18 protein-coding genes and 1 tRNA gene are annotated in these 18,955 nt (G+C 67.8%); 4 read left to right on the top strand and 15 right to left on the bottom strand.

Annotated elements, in window-relative coordinates:
• Positions 1-63: 63 nt before the first annotated feature.
• Complete coding sequence (locus OB895_RS16460) at positions 64-942, bottom strand: hypothetical protein (protein ID WP_311878297.1); 879 nt, start codon at positions 940-942, stop codon at positions 64-66.
• A 223-nt stretch (positions 943-1,165) separates the two neighbouring features.
• On the opposite strand from OB895_RS16460, the gene OB895_RS16455 reads away from it, so the two are divergent.
• A tRNA-Ser gene (locus OB895_RS16455) sits at positions 1,166-1,250 on the top strand.
• 198 nt (positions 1,251-1,448) lie between these two features.
• Here OB895_RS16455 and OB895_RS16450 read toward each other — a convergent pair.
• The 8 genes from OB895_RS16450 to OB895_RS16415 form a co-directional block, all read right to left on the bottom strand.
• Complete coding sequence (locus tag OB895_RS16450) at positions 1,449-2,048, bottom strand: GNAT family N-acetyltransferase (protein ID WP_079113348.1); 600 nt, start codon at positions 2,046-2,048, stop codon at positions 1,449-1,451.
• 29 nt (positions 2,049-2,077) lie between these two features.
• Entirely contained in the window at positions 2,078-2,713 is a 636-nt protein-coding gene (locus OB895_RS16445) for a phosphatase PAP2 family protein (protein WP_079113349.1), read from the bottom strand.
• Positions 2,714-2,743: 30 nt separating this feature from the next.
• Entirely contained in the window at positions 2,744-4,108 is a 1,365-nt protein-coding gene (locus tag OB895_RS16440; protein ID WP_376708819.1) for a multidrug effflux MFS transporter, read from the bottom strand.
• Positions 4,109-4,423: 315 nt separating this feature from the next.
• Positions 4,424-5,575, bottom strand: coding sequence for a cystathionine gamma-synthase (locus tag OB895_RS16435; protein ID WP_079113350.1), 1,152 nt, complete (start codon positions 5,573-5,575; stop codon positions 4,424-4,426).
• Between the two features lie 55 nt (positions 5,576-5,630).
• Entirely contained in the window at positions 5,631-7,007 is a 1,377-nt protein-coding gene (locus tag OB895_RS16430; RefSeq protein WP_079113351.1) for a cystathionine beta-synthase, read from the bottom strand.
• A gap of 89 nt (positions 7,008-7,096) precedes the next feature.
• Entirely contained in the window at positions 7,097-8,056 is a 960-nt protein-coding gene (locus OB895_RS16425) for a carbohydrate ABC transporter permease (RefSeq protein WP_079113352.1), read from the bottom strand.
• The gene (locus OB895_RS16420; RefSeq protein WP_042539585.1) at positions 8,053-9,192 is read right to left on the bottom strand and encodes a carbohydrate ABC transporter permease; all 1,140 of its coding nucleotides are present in this window, start codon (positions 9,190-9,192) and stop codon (positions 8,053-8,055) included. Before OB895_RS16420 ends, OB895_RS16425 begins: the two co-directional genes overlap by 4 nt.
• A gap of 105 nt (positions 9,193-9,297) precedes the next feature.
• Positions 9,298-10,617, bottom strand: coding sequence for an ABC transporter substrate-binding protein (locus OB895_RS16415; RefSeq protein ID WP_311878292.1), 1,320 nt, complete (start codon positions 10,615-10,617; stop codon positions 9,298-9,300).
• Between the two features lie 281 nt (positions 10,618-10,898).
• On the opposite strand from OB895_RS16415, the gene OB895_RS16410 reads away from it, so the two are divergent.
• On the top strand, positions 10,899-11,903 hold the full coding sequence (locus OB895_RS16410; RefSeq protein ID WP_079113353.1) for a LacI family DNA-binding transcriptional regulator: 1,005 nt from the start codon (positions 10,899-10,901) through the stop codon (positions 11,901-11,903).
• A 127-nt stretch (positions 11,904-12,030) separates the two neighbouring features.
• On the opposite strand, the gene rplL is transcribed toward OB895_RS16410, so the two are convergent.
• The 3 genes from rplL to OB895_RS16395 all read right to left on the bottom strand — a co-directional run bounded on the left by rplL (position 12,031) and on the right by OB895_RS16395 (position 14,972).
• The gene (gene rplL / locus OB895_RS16405) at positions 12,031-12,408 is read right to left on the bottom strand and encodes a 50S ribosomal protein L7/L12 (RefSeq protein ID WP_042539579.1); all 378 of its coding nucleotides are present in this window, start codon (positions 12,406-12,408) and stop codon (positions 12,031-12,033) included.
• 48 nt (positions 12,409-12,456) lie between these two features.
• Positions 12,457-12,945 (bottom strand): 50S ribosomal protein L10, encoded by a 489-nt coding sequence (rplJ, locus tag OB895_RS16400; protein WP_042539577.1) that lies wholly within the window; start codon positions 12,943-12,945, stop codon positions 12,457-12,459.
• 233 nt (positions 12,946-13,178) lie between these two features.
• The gene (locus OB895_RS16395; protein WP_079113354.1) at positions 13,179-14,972 is read right to left on the bottom strand and encodes a glycoside hydrolase family 15 protein; all 1,794 of its coding nucleotides are present in this window, start codon (positions 14,970-14,972) and stop codon (positions 13,179-13,181) included.
• 51 nt (positions 14,973-15,023) lie between these two features.
• Here OB895_RS16395 and OB895_RS16390 point away from each other — a divergent pair, with 51 nt between their 5' ends.
• Both OB895_RS16390 and OB895_RS16385 read left to right on the top strand, forming a co-directional pair.
• On the top strand, positions 15,024-16,388 hold the full coding sequence (locus OB895_RS16390) for a glucose-6-phosphate dehydrogenase (RefSeq protein WP_079113355.1): 1,365 nt from the start codon (positions 15,024-15,026) through the stop codon (positions 16,386-16,388).
• Between the two features lie 88 nt (positions 16,389-16,476).
• A complete protein-coding gene (locus tag OB895_RS16385; protein WP_042539571.1) occupies positions 16,477-17,169 on the top strand; it encodes a YqaJ viral recombinase family protein in 693 nt (230 codons plus the stop codon).
• Here the strand turns inward: OB895_RS16385 and OB895_RS16380 are convergent.
• From OB895_RS16380 to OB895_RS16370, 3 genes are read right to left on the bottom strand one after another with little or no spacing between them, the layout of a single operon-like run.
• Positions 17,166-17,690, bottom strand: a complete 525-nt coding sequence (locus OB895_RS16380; RefSeq protein ID WP_079113356.1) for a hypothetical protein — start codon at positions 17,688-17,690, stop codon at positions 17,166-17,168. The two genes, OB895_RS16385 and OB895_RS16380, sit on opposite strands and share 4 nt — an antisense overlap.
• The gene (locus tag OB895_RS16375; RefSeq protein ID WP_311878290.1) at positions 17,687-18,325 is read right to left on the bottom strand and encodes a hypothetical protein; all 639 of its coding nucleotides are present in this window, start codon (positions 18,323-18,325) and stop codon (positions 17,687-17,689) included. The genes OB895_RS16380 and OB895_RS16375 overlap by 4 nt, the downstream gene beginning before the upstream one ends.
• Entirely contained in the window at positions 18,322-18,954 is a 633-nt protein-coding gene (locus tag OB895_RS16370) for a signal peptidase I (protein ID WP_052492908.1), read from the bottom strand. Before OB895_RS16370 ends, OB895_RS16375 begins: the two co-directional genes overlap by 4 nt.
• Position 18,955: the final 1 nt, after the last annotated feature.

The following is an 18,955-nucleotide window of genomic DNA, read 5'->3' as shown; positions in this document are numbered from 1 at the left end:
ATATTTTCCATTTAGGATGAGAAATGCGAAGTCAGAGCTCGGTTTCCGCCCGCGGAGGCGGCCTCAGGTGGTGCTCGACGACGACCTTCGGCCCGGGGGAACCCTGGTGCCGAGAAGGCGCCCCACATGGCGATGAAGCGCGGGGACGAGATGCTCGTGCTCCCCTGCGTCGGCACGGGTCAGCAGCTTCGTCATCACGTACAGCTGCGACACGATGCCGCCTTCCGACTCCAGGTCGCGCCGGAAGCGTCGGGCGATCTGATCGGCGACGTGCGGCACTGCCAGCGAGTGACCGAGCAGAAACGCGGCGTCGTAACCGCGCGGCGCGAGGCCCCACGCCTCCCAGTCGGCGATCGCGAACGGATCGCGGTGGATGTTGTTCCAGTGCAGGTCGCCGTGGCTCGGCACCCAATCATCCGAGTCGATGTCCATCTCGATGCCGAAGAAGACGCTGATCCGCCGGCGCATGATCTCAGGGTCGAGCACCATCCGATCCGTCCTCGCATCCGACAGGGCTTCGAGGTTGCGCTCCAGCTCTCCCCACCACGACTCGTCGAGCGCAGGCGCTCCTGCGAGCACGGCGTCCGTCGCGCACGCTCGCCCGGGCAGCAGGGTCATGAGTTCGGCGCGATACACGAGTGGCCCTTCCTCCCACGCCCGCACCTCGAGCAGGCGCGGCTTCGCAACCCCGTCGATCTGCGAGGCGTCCCGATTGCCGGTCCACCAGGAACCACGCGCCCGATCTCTGGCAGACCAGACGACGCGCAGCCAATACCGCGCACCCGCGCGTTCGACCACCGAGCCGATCGACCGATCGCGCCACCCGAAGCGGGCGCGACCGATCGCATTGAGTCCGAGGTCTGCGAGCGACCGGGAGTGAGCAGTGCGCAGTGCCACGCGCAGAGCCGAGCCGGGCGCGGCCGTGGTTTCGACAGTCGTCATCTAGTACCTTCCGGGACAGTAGCGCCCGATCGACGCAGGAGTGATTTCATATGACGACATTGCGTCCACTCCCGAGGCTAAGAAGGGCGTCGGTGCGAGCGCAAGACGAAGACACATCGCATATCGGTTCAACGGAATCCCGCGCGATGGCGGCAGCACCGGCATCCGAGACGCCTGGTCGGGGCTGTCCGCGCGATCGGATAGACTGTTCAGGTTGTTCCCTGGTGACGTGTCCGAGCGGCCGAAGGAGCACGCTTGGAAAGCGTGTGTTGTGCAAGCAACCGCGGGTTCGAATCCCGCCGTCACCGCCGAAAAGCACGAAGGGTCCCCGCGCCAGCGGGGGCCCTTCGTGCTTTCATCGAGCACCGGGGATTCGGGGAGGAGCGAGCGCAGCGAGCACCGGAGTCCCGCCGTCACCGGCATCCACCCCGAGATCCACACCCCGTCAGGCGGAGTTCGTCCCCTCGGGCGGAAGCGCGCACAGCACGCGTCCGCCCATCTGCAGATCAGACGAAGCGCACTCCGAAGCTCTGTCCGCCCGGCTCTGCAGGCAGGGGCGTCAGGCCGAGGCGCTCGTAGAAGGCGGCGGCACCGGTGTTGTTCGGGTCCATACCCAGGTGCAGCCCGCGCACTCCGCGGCGGGTCAACTCGGCGAACAGCGTCTCGATGAGCTGTCGTCCCAGTCCCTGCCCCTGCGTCTCGGGCAGCAGGTCGATGTGCAGGTGGGCGGGGTACTCCGCGGCATTGCCGTTGCGTCCGGGCGCTTGCGCGTAGCCGTGCTCGATCATCCGCTCTTCGCGGGTCGTCGGCTCGACGGGCTGCGGATACCGGTCCTGCCGCGTCGGCCACCACTCGTCGCGGAACCAGGTCGCGAAGGCGTCCGTGTCGTCGGTCGCCACGATGTAGCCGATCACCCGCTCGTCGTCGGTCTCGACGACCCAGGCGAGGTCGGGGTGCCTCTCCGCATAGGGCACCGCGAACAGGTCGCCCCAGAGCGAGTCATCGGAGAACAGGCCGGTCGCGTCCGCCCCGGCATCCGCTGTCCTCACGCACACCTCGTAGAGGGCATCGCGGTCGGACGGTCGATACGGACGGATGCGGGACACTGCTGCTCCTCGATGAGTGGGGTGGGCTGTCAGCCTACCGAGGTGACCGCCGGATCGTCTCGCCGCGACCCCGTCACCCACGGCAGCAGCCACGCTCCGAGCACCAGCACGACGCCGGCCCCGACCAGTGCGCCGCCGAGCGTGTCGGTGGCCCAGTGCACCGATAGCAGGGTGCGCGAGACCGCCATCGCGACGACCCACGCTATGCCGAGAATCGCGGTCCACACCCGCGGGAACACGAGCCACAGCACCATCGCGATCGTCGCTGCGTTCGCCGCATGCCCTGAAGGGAATGAACCGAAGTCGCTCGCCACGATCATGTCCTCCGGACGCGCCCGGCCGAACAGGTGCTTGAGCAGCTGCACCGCACCGGCGCTCACGAGGAACGCCACGGCGGCGAACACGGCCGCCTGCCATCGGCGCGCGATCAGGAGCGCGATGATCACCAGCAGGGGCACGAGGAGGATCGCGACCCAGCCGCCGCCGATGTGATCGAGCAGCAATGCGAACGACAGCATCCAGTCGGAGCGCGACGCGCTGATCGTGTCATTCCACCAGGTGTCGAACCCTGGCGGCTCGGTGTACCCGAACACTATCGCCGCTCCGAGGAGCGTCGCCGCGACGAGCATCCCTGTTCCCCACCACAGCAGCGTTCGTGATCTCATCGAACCATTCTGCCGGTCGGAAGCTGAAAATCAGGGAGCCAGCATGCCGACAGTCCGCGGTCGCACGATCAGCCACAGCGAAAGGATGCCGATCGCGGCGCATCCGACCATGACCGATGCCATGCTCGTGGCGGTGATTCCGGTGCCGTGCGAGATCCATCCGACGACCGGCGAGACGAGTCCCGCGACGCCGAAGTTCGTGGCACCGATGACCGACGCCGCAGTGCCTGCCGCCTTGCCGTGGCGGTCGAGCGCGAGCACCTGCACGTTCGGGAAGGTGAAGCCGCAGGCCGTCATGAAGACGAACAGTGGGATGACCGTGCCCCAGAGGCCGAGCCCGAGCTGGTCGGTCACGATGATGGCGATACCGGCGAGCAGCAGCACGGCTGTGGAGTACGCCATCACCCATTGCGGGCCGAATCGTGCGGCGAGTCGCGAGGCGGTCTGGACGCCGGCGACGACGCCGAGCGAATTGACCGCGAACAGCAGGCCGTACTGCTGCGCATCCAGCCCGTGGGTCTGCTGGAACAGGAACGGCGATGCCGACAGATAGGAGAACAGGCCGGAGAAGGTCATGCCGCCGATGATCAGCACGCCGATGAAGACACGGTCGGAGAACACCGAGCGGTAGCGCTGCAGGACGGTCGCGCCGCCCTTCTCCTGGCGACGCGCGATCGGCAGCGTCTCGGGCACGAACACCACGGTCGACACCAGCATCACCACGCCGTAGAGGGCGAGCACGACGAAGATGCCCCGCCACGGCATGAACGTGAGCAGCCACGACCCGATCAGCGGGGCGATCACGGGCGCGACGCCCGAGACCAGAGCGAGGCGCGACAGCATCACGACCAGACGACGACCGCCGAACAGATCGCGCACGATCGCCATCGCGACGACGCCACCTGCGGCGGCTCCCACTCCCATGAGCACGCGGGCGCCGCTGAGCAGCGGAAGGGTCGGGGCGTATGCGGCGGCGACGCTGGCCAGCACATGAAGCGCGGTCACGATGATCAGCGGAATGCGCCGACCCACCTTGTCGCTGAGCGGGCCCACCACGAGCTGGCCCAGTGCGAACCCGATCATCGTGCCGGTCAGGGTCAACTGGATGGCGGCGGCCGTGGTCTCGAAGTCCTGCTCGAGCACCGGGAAGGCAGGCAGGTACAGGTCGATCGTGAAGGGTCCGAGCGCGGTGAGAGCACCGAGCAGCACGATGTACAGTGCGCGGCGGCCGTTCGAGATCGAGTCGCCGGGGTGCAGCATGATCGGGGCCGTGGCGGGGTTCGACCCGAGGGTGCGGATCGCCCCCGTCGCCGACGGGATGCGGATGCTGCCCGTCGCCGTCCGCTCGGGCGCGGGGGTCGTCGAGATGGAATCAGTGCGTGGAGCGTCGGGCACGACGGTCCTTCCGGAGTTCTAGGGGCGTGTTCGAGGAGGGGGCGCTCGAGGGATGTGTTCGCGTCGCAAGGGCCACCGAATCGGCGAACGCTGTCGAATCGATTCGAATCGGGCGAAGAGTCCATGTTACAGCCCGCTGGCGCACACCCGCATGCCGCGAGGACGGATGGATGCCGAAACGCGCGGTCTCCGCATGCATTCGTCTTCTGAGCCAGCGCCCGTATGGTGATCCGCGCCCCGCGACCGCCGACCTCGGCGGACGGCGGACCCGGCGGACAGACCTCCGACCGCCGACCGCCGACCGACGACCTGCGATCAGCGGAGGCGCGCGAGTCCCTGCTCGAGATCGGCGATGAGGTCGTCGACGCCCTCGATGCCCACCGACAGGCGCACCACGTTCTCGGGCACGGCGAGCGCGGTTCCTCTCACCGAGGCGTGGGTCATGTCCGGCGGATAGCCGATCAGCGACTCGACGCCGCCGAGGGACTCGGCGAGCTGGAAGAGCTCGGTCGACTCGGCGAACGCCTTGGCGGCATCCGCACCCGCCGACAGTCCGAGCGACAGCATCCCGCCGAAGCCGCTCATCTGCCCTGCGGCGATGTCGTGCCCCGGGTGCGAGGCGAGCCCCGGGTAGTACACGGTCGCGAACTCGGGGCGCGCCGTGGCCCACTCGGCGATGGCCTGTGCGTTCTCGGAGTGCTGGCGCACCCGCACCGCGAGCGTCTTGATGCCGCGGGTCGTGAGCCAGGCGTCGAGCGGGGCAGAGACCGCGCCCACGGCGAACTGCTGGAACTTGACCTGCTCGAAGAAGCGGTCGTCTCCGAACACCACCGCGCCGCCGAGGACGTCGGAGTGTCCGCCGAGATACTTCGTCGTGGAGTGCACGACGAGGTCGGCGCCGAGCGAGAGCGGCTGCTGCAGTGCCGGAGAGGCGAAGGTGTTGTCGACGACCGCGATGGCACCGGCGGCGTGCGCGATCTCGGCGACGAGCGCGATGTCGACGATCTTCAGCAGCGGGTTGCTGGGTGTCTCGACCCAGACGATCTTCGTCTCGGGGCGGATCGCCGCGCGCACCGCGTCGACGTCGGACAGTTCGACCGTCGAGAACTCGATCCCCCACGGTGCGAGTACGCGGGCGAACAGGCGGTAGGTGCCGCCGTAGACGTCGTTGCCGAGCACGACATGGTCGCCGGGCTTCAGGATGCCGCGCAGCAGCGCGTCCTCTGCTGCGAGCCCCGAGGCGAACGACAGGGCGTTCGCGCCGCCCTCGAGCGCCGCGAGCTGCGTCTCGAGCGAGGAGCGCGTCGGGTTGCCTGCGCGGTTGTACTCGTAGCCGTCGCGGAACCCGCCGATGCCGTCCTGCACATGGGTGGACGCCTGATAGATCGGCGGGATGATCGACCCCGTGGTCGGGTCGGGTGCCTGACCGGCGTGGATGGCTCGGGTGGCGAAGGCATGCTCTGACATGCTCCTCAGCCTACGTCCGCCCCGGGGAGGTCGGCTGGCCCTGTTACGCCGGGCGTCAGCGCGAGAGGTACGAGAGCAGATCCTGCCGGGTGAGCACGGTGTGCGGCTTGCCGTCGAGCGTGACGAGCAGCGCGTCGGCGTCGGCCAGAGCGGCCCTCGCCTGCGCGAGAGGGGCATGGATGCCGAGAAGCGGCAGCCGCTCCCCCACGTGTGCTCCCACGGCATCCGCCGGTTTGGCGTCGCCGCGGAACAGCAGGTCGAGCAGACCCTTCTCGTCGACCGTGCCGATGACCTCGCCCATCATCACGGGCGGCTCCGCGCTCAGCACCACCAGCTGCGAGACGTCGTATTCGGTCATCATGCCGATGGCCTCGAGCACGGTGTCGGTCGGGTGCGCGTGCACCAGATCGGGGATCCCCTCCCCCAGCCGGGCGGTGCGGGCGGCCAGCACGTCGGCCACCGTCTCGCCCTCCTCGACCTCGCTGAAGCCGTAGGAGCGCATCCAGCCGTCGTTGAAGATCTTGCTGAGGTAGCCGCGTCCGCCGTCCGGCAGCAGCACCACCATCACAGCATCCGCCGGCAGGTCGCGAGCGACCCGCAGCGCGCCGACCACGGCCATGCCGCTGGAGCCGCCGACGAGGATTCCCTCTTCACGAGCGAGTCGCCGGGTCATCGCGAACGACTCCGCGTCGTCGACCGCGACGATCTCATGCGGAACCCTCGGATCGTAGGCGCCGGGCCAGATGTCCTCGCCGACCCCCTCGACCAGATACGGGCGTCCCGTGCCACCGCTGTAGACGCTGCCCACCGGGTCGACTCCCACGATGCGCACGCGATCTTCCGACACCTCACGCAGATAGCGACCGGTGCCCGTGATCGTGCCCCCGGTGCCGACGCCGGCGACGAAGTGCGTGATCAGTCCGTCGGTGTCGCGCCAGATCTCGGGACCGGTGGTCTCGTAGTGGCTGCGGGGTCCGTTCGGATTCTCGTACTGGTTCGGCTTGAACGCCCCGGGGATCTCGCGGGCGAGCCGATCGCTGACGCTGTAGTACGACTCCGGGCTCTCTGCCGCGACCGAGGTCGGCGTCACGACCACCTCGGCACCGTATGCCCGCAGCACGTCGATCTTGTCCTCCCCGACCTTGTCGGGCAGCACGAAGACGCACTTGTATCCGCGCTGCTGGGCGACCAGTGCGAGGCCGACGCCGGTGTTCCCGCTCGTGGGCTCCACGATGGTGCCGCCCGGCTTCAGGTCGCCCGAGGCCTCGGCGGCATCGATGATCCTCGAGGCGATGCGATCCTTCGCGGAACCGCCGGGGTTGAGGTACTCCAGCTTCACCAGCACGGTGCACGCGACGCCCTCGGTGACGTGCTGGAGCTTCACGAGGGGCGTGTCGCCGACGAGGTCGACGATGGAGTCTGCGTACTTCATGTTCACAGCGTACGTGCGACGATGCCGCGACCGGGGCTGTGTTGCGCCCGATCGCGGCATCGTGTGCTCGACCTGTCGTACGGAGCCGATCAGCCCTTCGTGGAACCCGCCAGGAGTCCTCGCACGAAGTACCGCTGGAGCGAGAAGAACACGATCAGCGGGACGATGATCGACACGAACGCACCTGCAGTCAGGAGGTACCAGCCCTCACCGCGGCCGGTGATCTCGGCGAGCACCTTGGTGATCGGCGAGGCGGCGCCGTCGGCGAACACCAGGGCGACGAGCAGGTCGTTCCATACCCACAGGAACTGGAAGATCGCCACCGACGCGATCGCCGGCATCGTCAGCGGCAGCACGATCCTGAAGAAGATCTGGCCGCGGGATGCACCGTCGACGCGCGCGGCTTCGATGATCTCGCCGGGGATCTCCGACATGAAGTTGTGCAGCAGGTAGATCGCCAGCGGCAGCGCGAACATGGTGTGGGCGATCCACACCTGCGCATAGCCGCCGGAGGCGTCGAGTCCCTGCGTCACCTGCACGCCGAACAGGTTGATCCCCCGCGAGAACGATGACAGCAGCGGCACCAGCGCCATCTGGATCGGCACGATCTGCAGTGCGAACACGAAGATGAACAGCGCGTTGCGTCCCTTGAAGTCGATCCACGAGAACGCGTACGCCGCCATCGCCGCGATCATCAGCGGGATGAGCGTGGCCGGGATCGTGATCACGATCGAGTTGAAGAAGGACTCCAGGATCGTCAGCTGCGTGGTGCCCGACTGCAGCACCGCCACGTAGTTGTCGATGGTGAACTGTGGATTGGTGAAGAACGTCCACCACCCGGTGGTCTCGATCGCATCCCTCTCACGGAACGACGAGATGAACAGTCCGAGCGTCGGGATGGTCCACACCACGGCGATGACGATCGATGCGACCGTCGCCCACGGGCGGCTGAGCCGCTTGCGTGCACGGCCTGCCGACGCTTCGAAGCGTCCGGCGGTCGTGATCGCCCTGGTGCTCTGGCCGGTGTCTGAGTTCACGGTGTCGGTCATCGGATCTCCCGCTGCTTCTTGATCTGGCGCGCGTTGTAGATGACGATCGGGAGCACCAGGATGAACAGGATGACGGAGAGCGCAGCGCTGCGACCCGCCTCGAACTTGGAGAACTGCGTGTACATCTCGTTCGCGAGCACGGATGTGCCGTAGTTGCCACCGGTCATGGTTCGCACGATGTCGAACACCTTCAGCGAGGCGATCGAGATCGTGGTCAGCACGACGATCAGCGCCGGTCGGATCGACGGGATCGTCACCGAGCGGAATCGCTCCCAGGCGTTCGCGCCGTCAAGCTCGGCCGCTTCGAGAAGCTCGGTGGGCACGCCCTTGATGGATGCCGAGAGGACGACCATCGCGAACCCGGTCTGCACCCAGATCAGCACGACGATCAGCGCCAGGTTGTTCCACGGACCGTTCAGCAGGAACTGCTGCGGCTCTCCGCCGAACCAGACCAGGATCTGGTTGAGCAGACCGATCTGCTCGAACTCCGGACCGCGATAGGCATACACGAAACGCCAGATGATGCTCGCGCCGACGAACGAGATCGCCATCGGCATGAAGACCAGCAGCTTGTAGATCTTCTCGCCGCGGGTCTTGTCGATGAAGACCGCGTAGGCCAGACCGACCATCGTCGAGAGCGTCGGAACCAGCAGCACCCAGACGATCGTGTTCACCACCGAGGTGACGCCGTCGGACTGCGTGAAGATCCAGAGGTAGTTCGAGAAGCCGACGAAGTCGCTGCCGGTCGAGTTCCAGAATGACGCGTAGACGGTCTGGATCGACGGAAGGATTAGTCCTGCCACCAGCAGCAGCATCGCCGGCGCCATGAAGGCGACGAGCTGGATCAGGTATCCCGCTCCGTCGCGGGATCGGTAGTCGAGGAAGAAGAACAGCGCTCCCACGGCGACTGCCACTCCCATCGCCCAGTAGTACGAGTTGAAGAACCACATCACCGCGAACGGGATGAGGAGGCACATCGCGAGGCGAATGCCGGTGTAGAGCGCGCCCTTTCGCGGCGCGATGTCGACGAGCAGCAAGATGACGACGACGACCACCGCGAAGGCGAGGACGACGGCGAGAGCTTGGACGATCGGGGGCAGAGACCCGATCCATTGGAAGAACACAGTCGCGTTCATGGATTCCCCTTCATGAGACGGAGCTGATCAGCGGACGGCGCGCCCATGCGTGGTCCGAGTGCGAGAGAGGGTGGGCCGCCCATCGGGGCGGCCCACCTCATCCGATCAGCTGGAGGGCCAACCGGTCTCGATCTGGGTCAGCACCTCGTCAGTCGAGGTCCCGTTGATCCAGGCAACCATGCCCTTCCAGAAGGTTCCGGAGCCGACGGCTCCGGGCATCTGGTCGGATCCGTCGAAGCGGAACGTCACCGAGTCGTCCTGCAGCAGCTTGATCGACTCCTGCAGGATCGGGTTCTCGACGGCTTCGATGTCGACGCCCTTGTTCGCAGAGGTCACGCCGCCGAGTGCGAGACGGCTGTCCGCCCACTCGGGGCTCGAGAGGTACTCCAGCACCTTCTGCGTCGCCTCGTCGTCGCTGAACGCGCCGACGATCTCGCCACCACCGGTGATGAACGTCTCGTCCTCGCTCTGGCTCGGAAGCAGGAAGGCCCAGACGTCGCCCTCCTCGGAGATGTCCGTGCCCTCGGGGAAGAAGCCCGAGAGGAAGGACGCCTGGTGGGTCAGCGCGCACTCGCCGCTGGCGACTGCCGGGGCGACATCACCGAATGCGGTCGAGTTGATCGAGCGCACGTCACCGAAGCCGCCGTTGACGTAGGCCGGGTTGAGCAGGAGTTCACCCGTCGCGTCGAACGCCTCCTTGATCTGCAGGTCGGTGAACGGGATCTCGTTCTTGACCCACTGGTCGTAGACATCTGCTCCGGCGTTGCGGAGCACGAGGTCCTCGATCCAGTCTGTTCCGGGCCAACCCGTCGCGACGCCCGACTCGAAGCCGGCGCACCACGGAGCCTTGCCACTCGTCTCCTGGATCTTCTGAGTGAGCGTGAGCAGCTCTTCCCAACTCGTCGGCTCCTCGACACCCCATTCGGCGAACTTCTTGGGCGAGTACCAGACCCAGCCCTTGACGCTCGCCATGAGCGGTGCGCCGTAGAACTCGTCCTCGTAGGTGCCGAAGTCGACCCACCCCTGCGTCCAGTACTCCTTCGCGTTCGCCTCGACCGCTTCGGGTGCTGGCTTCAGGAAGTCGCGGGCGGCGTAGTCCGCGAAGAGTCCGGGCTGCGGGAAGATCGCGATGTCGGGCGGGTTGCCGCCCTGTGCGCGCGTTCCGAGCTGAGTCTCGAAGTCCTGGCTGCCCTCGTACTTGATCTCGATGTCGTTCTCTTCTTCGAAGTCCGCCCAGGACTCCGCGAGGAGTTCCGCTTCTCCCTCGACGATCGTGCCGTAGATCGTGACGGAGTTATCGCCGCCACCACCGCCTTCTCCCCCGCCGTCCGTGCCGCCGGGAGCACCACAGCCGGCGAGCGCGATGCCCGCGACTCCCAGCAGTGCGATTGGCGCGTAACGCCGGGAACGCTGTGACAGACCCATGTGAATTCTCCTCTTCGAGTTTCACGGTTCCCACGTCATCCTGCGCCGCCCCTCGGCGCAGAATCGGGAACCGATTCCAGGACAACCTACCGGGGTCTCACGCCGCGACACAATAAGCCAGGATCACAAGCTCGCAACCTTTCGTGATGTCCGATGCTCGGACGTGGGAGCGCTCCCGAGCAATTCGTATGGAACCGGTTCCTTTCCCGCCGCTGAACGGTTACGCTTTCATCGGCGTGGAGGCGGGGACTCGCGTCGAAAGGCATGGTCGAGGAGGACCGATGAGCACGATCGCGGACGTCGCGGCGCGCGCAGGCGTGTCGAAGGCGACGGCGAGCCGAGCGCTCAGCGGACGCGGATACGTCTCCGACGGCACCCGTCAGAGGGTCGCCGATGCCGCCGATGAACTCGCCTACGTCGCCCACTCCTCCGCGACGAGCCTCGCCACGGGGCGGACGCAGACCGTCGGCGTCATCATGCCTCCTGTCGACCGCTGGTACTTCTCCGAGCTGCTGGCCGGGATCCAGGAGTCGCTGTTCGCTCTCGACTACGAGCTCGCCCTCTACGGCATCCGCGAAGGCAGCGAGACCCGCGAGCGCCTCTTCGACACGGTGCTGCCCGGCCGGCGGTTCGACGGGATCATCGCCGTCGGCATCCAACCCAGCGCGCAGGAGCTCGAGCGGCTGCATCGCTCAGAGCGGCCGCTCGTCAGTGTCGGCCCCTACAGCGAAGGGTCGAGCGCGGTGTCCATCGATGACGTCGCCGCCGCTCGCATCGCCACCGAGCACCTCATCGAACTCGGCCACACCGACATCGCATTCGTCGGTGGTTCCACGGATCCGGACGACCTCAGCTTCGGCGACGCCCAGCGTGTCGAGGGATACCTCGAGGCACTCGCTGCAGCGGGCCTCGAAGCGATCGCCAGGATCGCGGATGCGCGCCCGACGATGCCCGGCGGCTACGCCGCCGCCGTCGAGCTGCTCGGTGATCGCCGAGGGCGACCCACCGCGATCGTCGGCGTGTGCGATGAGGCGGCGATCGGAGCGATGATCGCGGCCCGGCGCCTGGGGATCGCCGTCCCCACCGAACTCAGCATCGTCGGGGTCGATGACCACGAGCACGCCGAGATGTTCGCGCTCACCACCATCAAGCAGTCGCCACGGGAGCAGGGGCACGAGGCGGTGCGGCTGCTGCGGCAGCAGATAGACCAGCCGGACTCGCCACGAGAGCGCACTGTGACAGCATCCGCCCTGGTCGTTCGCAGTTCCACCGCGGGTCGACGCTGACCCGCGACCTCGCTCGCGAGGCCTCTCACCGGCCCCGGACGCACGAAAGCCCCGGGCGGACCCGGGGCTTTCGTGAAGCGTTCAGACGCATCCAGGTCGAGGCGCACGCGCCGCGACCTGGAACGGATTACTTGAGGGTAACCGTGGCGCCTGCCTCTTCGAGAGCAGCCTTTGCCTTCTCGGCGGCTTCCTTGTTCGCGCCCTCGAGCACGGCCTTGGGAGCACCGTCGACGACAGCCTTGGCCTCGCCGAGGCCGAGCGAGGTGAGCTCGCGGACGGTCTTGATGACCTGGATCTTCTTGTCGCCGGCAGCCTCGAGGATGACGTCGAAGGAGTCCTTCTCCTCAACCTCTTCAGCAGCGCCGCCGCCTGCGCCTGCAACGGCGACGGGGGCAGCAGCGGTGACCTCGAACTTCTCCTCGAACGCCTTGACGAAGTCGTTGAGCTCGACGAGGGTCAGGCCTGCGAACTGCTCGAGCAGCTCCTCAGTGGTGAGCTTAGCCATGATGTATCTCCTAGATAGATGGGTTTGTTGAACGAGATCGCAGGTCGCTCACGCGGCCTCAGCGGTCTCCAGCTTTTCGCGAAGAGCATCGATGGTGGCGGCAGCCTTGCCCATCGTGGCCTTCATCATGCCCGCAGCCTTCGCCAGCAGAACCTCACGGCTCTCGAGCGCGGCGTACTTGTTGACCTCGTCGGCGGTGAGGGCGTTGCCCTCGAAGATGCCCGACTTGATCACGAGAAGCGGGTTGGCCTTGGCGAAGTCACGAAGAGCCTTGGCAGTGGCGACGAAGTCACCGTGCACGAACGCGACGGCCGACGGACCCTTGAGGTCGTCGTCCAGCGCGGTGATGCCAGCCTTGTTGGCGGCGATCTTGGTCAGCGTGTTCTTCACCACGGCGTACTCAGCGTCCTGACGGATGCTGTTGCGCAGCTCCTTGAGCTGGGCAACCGTCAGACCGCGGTACTCGGTCAGCAGAACGGCAGTCGAGTTCTCGAATGACTTCGTGAGCTCGGCAACCGATGCGTCCTTCTGCGCCATGGTCACTCCTTGGTGTGTACGAGGCGCCCCACGGAGGTGAGGCGCCGGTTCCGACCGCTGGCAACAGAAAAGCTCCGGCGCAAGCGCACGGAGCTTTGAGAAGTTCGTGTCCTGCGCGGGCCCCTGCTGAGCAGAGCTTCGATCCTCATGCGCTTGCGCACACGACGATGACCAGCGGTCTTCGGTTACGACAACTGTACCCCACGGCATCCCCGGCCCCAAATCGGTCGGGATCACCGACGGTGCGCGGCGCGACCTCCGTGGCCCGCGAGCGCGTCGGCGGCGCGGATGAGACTCAGGTGCGAGAGCGCCTGCGGGGTGTTGCCGGCCTGCCGCGCGTTCGCGACGTCGTACTCCTCCGACAGCAGTCCGAGGTCGTTCGTCATCCCCATCAACCGCTCCATCAGATCGCGCGCCTCGTCGACACGGCCACTCGTCGTATACTGCTCGACCAGCCAGAAGCTGCACGCGATGAAGGGATGCTCATCGCCGTCGAGCCCGTCCACACCCGACTCCGTGCGGTAGCGGCGGAGGAATCCGTCGGTGAGCAGGGTGCGCTCGATCTGCTCCACCGTTCGCAGCATCCGCGGATCGTCAGGGTCGCAGAACCCCACCTGAGGCAGCACGAGCAGCGACGCATCCACCTCGATCGAGCCGTAGTGCTGAACGAAGTACCCGTGGTCCGCGTCGACTCCGTGCTCGTCGATCTCGCGCCGCAGTCCGTCACGGACGCCCGCCCATCGATCGGCGTCGCCCGGGAGGCCATGCTCCTGCACGGCCCGGACGCCGCGGTCAAGCGCCGCCCACATCATGACCCTCGAATGCGTGAACCACTGCGGCTCGCCCCGGATCTCCCAGATGCCGTTGTCGGGACGCTGGATCGAGGCGATCACCTGCTCGATGAGCGCCCGCTGGAGGGGCCAGGAGAAGTCCCCTTCCTCGAGGCCGGCGATCCGGGCCGCCTCCAGAGCGACGAGCACCTCGCCGATCACGTCGCCCTGGTACTGGTCGACCGCGCCGTTGCCGATCCGCACCGGGGCCGCACCTCCATAGCCGGGCAGACTCGTGAGCTCTCGTTCGATGAGGTCGCGCTCTCCCGCGATCCCGTACATGATCTGCACCTCGTTCGGCTCACCGGCCACGGCTCGGAGCAGCCACCGCCGCCAATGGTGCGCCTCGGTGAGGAACCCGTGAGCGATGAGGGCTTCGAGCGTCAGGGCGGCGTCCCGCAACCAGACGAAGCGGTAGTCCCAGTTGCGCGAGCCGCCGAAGTCTTCGGGAAGCGATGTCGTGGCCGCAGCCACGATGCCACCGGTGTCCTTGTTCGTCAGTGCCCTCAGCACCAGCAGAGACCGCACGACCTCGCCGCGGTACGCGCCGTCGTGCTGGATCCCGCTCGCCCACCCCTGCCACCAGGATCGCGTGGCGGCGATCGCGTCGTCGATGTCGAGTGCCGCCGGCGCGTGCTCGTGCGAGGGGAACCAGCTGAGCGTCAGGTCACGGACCTCCTCCGCGGCGACCGTGAACGTCGCACGGTGCCGGTGGTCCTCCGCGACGAGCCGCACGCCGCGCACGGTCACGGCTTCCGGTCCGGCCGTCGCGCGCAGCGCCGGCTCGTCACTCGTGCCCACCTGCCGCACCCACGGGAGCCTGCGGGAGTAGTCGAAGTGCAGGCGCAGCTCGGTGACGAATTCGACGTGGCCCGCGATGCCGACGATCCTGCGAACGACATCGCTGCGCGAGGAGTGCAGCGGCATGAACTCCTGCACCTCTGCGATGCCGCCGGCCGTCTCCCATCGGGTGACCAGGATGAACGTGTCCGACACGTAGTGGCGCTGCGAGGTCGCGGCGGCATCGAGCGGCCGCAGGCTCCAGCATCCGTTGCTCGCCTCTCCGAGCAGGGCTCCGAACAACGACGGCGCGTCGAAGCGAGGAAGGCAGAGCCAGTCGATACTGCCCTCCTTCGAGACGAGCACGCCGGTGCGGCAGTCGCTGAGCAGGGCGTAGTCCTCGATGGGAGCGGGCATCGACCGATTCTGGCACGACCGTCCGTCGAGTGGACGGGATACGGTGAGACCATGACCGATGCGACGACGCTGGTGATCCTCGGGGCCGGTGGCGACCTCACCGCCCGGCTCCTCCTCCCCGCGCTGGGACAGCTGCTGACGCGGGAGCCCTCCCGCGCGGTGCGCATCGTCGGCGCCGACCGCGAGGAGTGGACCGACGCGGATCTCGAGTCCGTCGTCCGCGCGTCGTTCGCGTCGATGGATGCCGAGGACGCCGCGTCCCGCGTGGACGTGACGTACACGCGGACCGACATCACACATCCGGACGACCTCCGCGCACTATTGAAGGACTGCACCGGGCAGGTCGCGCTCTACTTCGCCGTGCCGCCCGCCGTGGCCGCGGCATCTGTCGCGACTCTCACCCCCGACATGCTGCCGGCGGGCGCGATGCTCGTCATGGAGAAGCCCTTCGGCACGGACGAGGCGAGCGCCGAAGAGCTGAACCGGACGTTGACCGACCTCGTGCCCGAGAGCCAGGTGTTTCGGGTCGACCACTTCCTCGGCCGCTCGACCACGCTCAACCTCCTCGGGGCGCGGTTCGCGAACCGCATCCTCGAGCCGCTCTGGTCTGCCGAGAGCATCGAGTCGGTCGACATCGTCTACGACGAGTCGCTGGCGCTGGAGGGACGCGCGGGCTACTACGACAAAGCGGGCGCACTGGTCGACATGATCCAGAGCCACCTGCTGCAGGTGCTCGCCGTGCTCGCGATGGAGGAGCCGGCGACTCTCGATGAGATCGACTTCCGGGCCGCGACCTCTGCGGTGCTGCGTGCGACCGCGGTGTGGGGCGACGACCCCGCGGGGTCGTCGCGTCGAGCCCGATACACCGCAGGAGAGATCGACGGCGCGGCGAAGCCGTCGTACGTCGACGAGCCGGGGGTCGACCCCGACCGCCAGACCGAGACGCTCGCCGAGGCGACGTTCGAGGTGCGGAACGCCCGATGGGCGGGGATCCCGTTCCGGCTCCGCTCCGGCAAAGCCCTCGGCACGCCTGCAAGGGAGATCGTCGTGCGCTTCCGTCCGGTCCGCCACCTGCCACGGGGACTCACGGGCACGTCGGACGGCGCGGTGCTGCGGTTCTCGCTGGGACCGGACCGGATGTCCCTCGAGCTGAACCTCAATGCGTCCGAGGACCCGTTCGAGCTGGAGCGGGCCACGTTGTCGGCCGAGCTCGGAGAGGGTGCGCTCAAGGCGTATGCCGAGGTCCTGTCCGGCGTCTTGGACGGCGACCCGATGCTGGCAGTGCGCGGCGACGCCGCCGAACAGTCCTGGCGCATCGTGGCCCCGATCCTCGAGGCGTGGCGGCAGGGCGATGTGCCGCTCGACGACTACGTCGCCGGATCCTTCGGCCCCCAGGGGTGGCCTGAGCTCGGCTGACCCCTTTCCGACGCGGAGAGAGCCCGGGGGATGCCACGGAGCGGCGTGTGCGGGAGGGAGAGTCGGCGACCGGGGTTACCCTCGATAGGTGACCCCCGAACTCCAAGCTCGCATCGTCGCGGACTCCCGCGACCGCGTGGCCTGGATGAGGGCACGCTCGCGCGGGATCACCGCCACGGACGTCGCCGGACTCACGAGCGAGAGGTCGATCGCGCGCGCGGCCGACTCGAAGCTCGGCGGTGGCCCCCGCTTCGGAGGCAACGCCTATACCGATCACGGGAGACGCCGCGAGCCCGAGATCGCCGCCTGGGTGGCGGCGACCCACGGCATCCTGCCGTCGTCCGCCCTGTTCCGCGCCGAGGTCGAGCACCGGCACCTGGCGACCCCCGACGGCATCGCCGTCGACGCGGACGGCCGCGTGAAGCTCGCCGAGATCAAGACCACGAACAAGGCGTTCCGCGGCATCCCCCGCACCTACCTCCGCCAGATCTGGTGGCAGCAGCACGTGCTCGGCGCCGAGCGCACTCTCTTCGTCTGGGAGGAGCACGTCGACTTCGCTCCGATCCACGATGAGCCCCGCTGCGTCTGGATCGATCGCGACGACCGCGAGATCGCGAAGCTCGTCGGCCTCGCCACCGACCTCATCGACGAGCTGTACCGACGAACCACCGGCATGCAGGTGCCCACCCGGATAGCGGATGCTGCGGCAGCGGCCGCCGCCAGTCGCCGCGAGCACCTTCGCGAGCGCGACGCCTTCCGCGCGCTCGCTCTCGCCGACTAGACGCCGTTGGCGGGAGTGCAGGTCGGCGCGCCCGCGATCAGCGGAGCGTTGTAGGTGGCTGTGGTGACTCCGGGAGAGGTCCACCCCGAATACGTCGTCCGCATCTCGAGGATGACGTCCGCGCCCAGCAAAGACCCGAGCAGCCCCGAGAGCAATCCTGTCGTGATGTCCGCCGTGTACCTGCCCTGGGCATCCGGCCCCGTGACCACGGGGGCGATCACCGTCGTGCCGACGCGCCACTGCACGTTCGCCGATGTCATGGTCGAGTACGGTGCCGCAGCGTTCGGCCACTGGAAGACGATCTTCATGAACGAACCGCCCAGCACGGGCGGCCGGATGCACGAGGAGAAGCCGGTGATCTGAGGTGGAGCGAGACGCAGTGCGGTGATGGTCGTCCGGGCGTAGTCGCTGTCGGTGAAAGCCGCCTCGGTCATCTGAGCCGACGGTGCCATGCCGATGCCCAGCAGAAGAGCTGCCCCCGCGACGCCGGCGAGGACGCGCCGCCCACGTCGGCCGGTCATGCCCCGTCCTCCCTCTCGACGAGGACACGGCGGCGGCCCGCCACGAACAGCAACGTTCCGACGGCGCCCACGGCGATGGCCGCGCCGATCGTCCAGGGCGCGAGCGGTGAGAGGCCGGTCGTCGCGAGTCCCCCGTCCGGGCCGATCACGGCCGACTCCCCGGCGCCGCGCGCATGCACCCGCACCTGCGTGCTTCCGGCGTCGTCGCCGGCCAGAGAGATGACGAGCCTCAGGTGCGCGACCTCCGTGTCCGGCATCTCGAGGAGGTCCACCTCCGCGCCGTCTCGGGGAATCGGCCAGCCGGTTGTCAGCTCTTCCACGCCGCCGGCACAGCCGGTCTCGTCCCACACCAGCTCGCACCGGTAGGCATCCACGATGAGCGACGCATCTCCCGACGCGCTCACGCCCACCGCCACGACTCCCGGGTCGGGCGCCTCCGCACTCACCGTCACGTCCCAGTGCACTGGCTGTCCTGGCAACAGGCTCGAAGCAGCGTCCCAGTCGGCGACCGAGACCAACCGCAGAACATCTCCCTGCACCACCTGCGTGGACGGCGACGCCCACGCAGGGCCCGCGAGAAGCGCTCCGAGAACGACCGCCGAGGCGCTCGTCGCGCATGCGGCCCGCCGGTTCATCGGCCGGCCCCCGCCGTGTGGGTCCGCACGCGACGATCCTTCGACGAGCGCGGCCAGAACGCCCAGACGACCAGGGCCGTCGCGCCGAGGGTGAGGCCGCCGAGCACGTAGGGGTTGCCCATCGCGACGATCACGGTGGCGATTCCCGGAACGGAGAACAGCACGACTCGCACCGTCTGCACGGTGTACGGGTACGGATCGTCGGCTGCGTTCGCGTCTCCTCGCATCGTGATCACACGCTCATCCTCGTTCGACCCCGGAGTGATCGACGTGATCCGGTGAGTGACAGGCAGGTCGCCCGCCCTATCGACGGTGACGACGTCGCCGACCTGCACCTGCGAGGCGGCGACGCTCTGGACGACCGCGACGGAGCCTGCCGGAATCGTCGGCGCCATGGATCCGGTGCGGAACATGATGAGGGTGATGTTCGCCGTGAGGGCCACGACGACCAGCACCATGCAGGCGACGCCGGCGATCGCCGAGAGCCAGAGAAGGGCGTCGGCGAGCACGCGCCCGAGACCTCGACGGGTCGAACGCCTCGGAACGGATGCCGACGCTGCGGGCGCGGAGGGCGACGCGTCGACGGTCGCCGTCTGCTCACGCAGGCTCCGCCTCGTGGGTGCGCTCATC

The organism is Microbacterium forte (genome assembly GCF_031885415.1).
In the GTDB taxonomy this organism is placed as follows: Bacteria; Actinomycetota; Actinomycetes; order Actinomycetales; family Microbacteriaceae; genus Microbacterium; species Microbacterium forte.
This window is presented reverse-complemented; position numbering and strand designations above follow the sequence as displayed.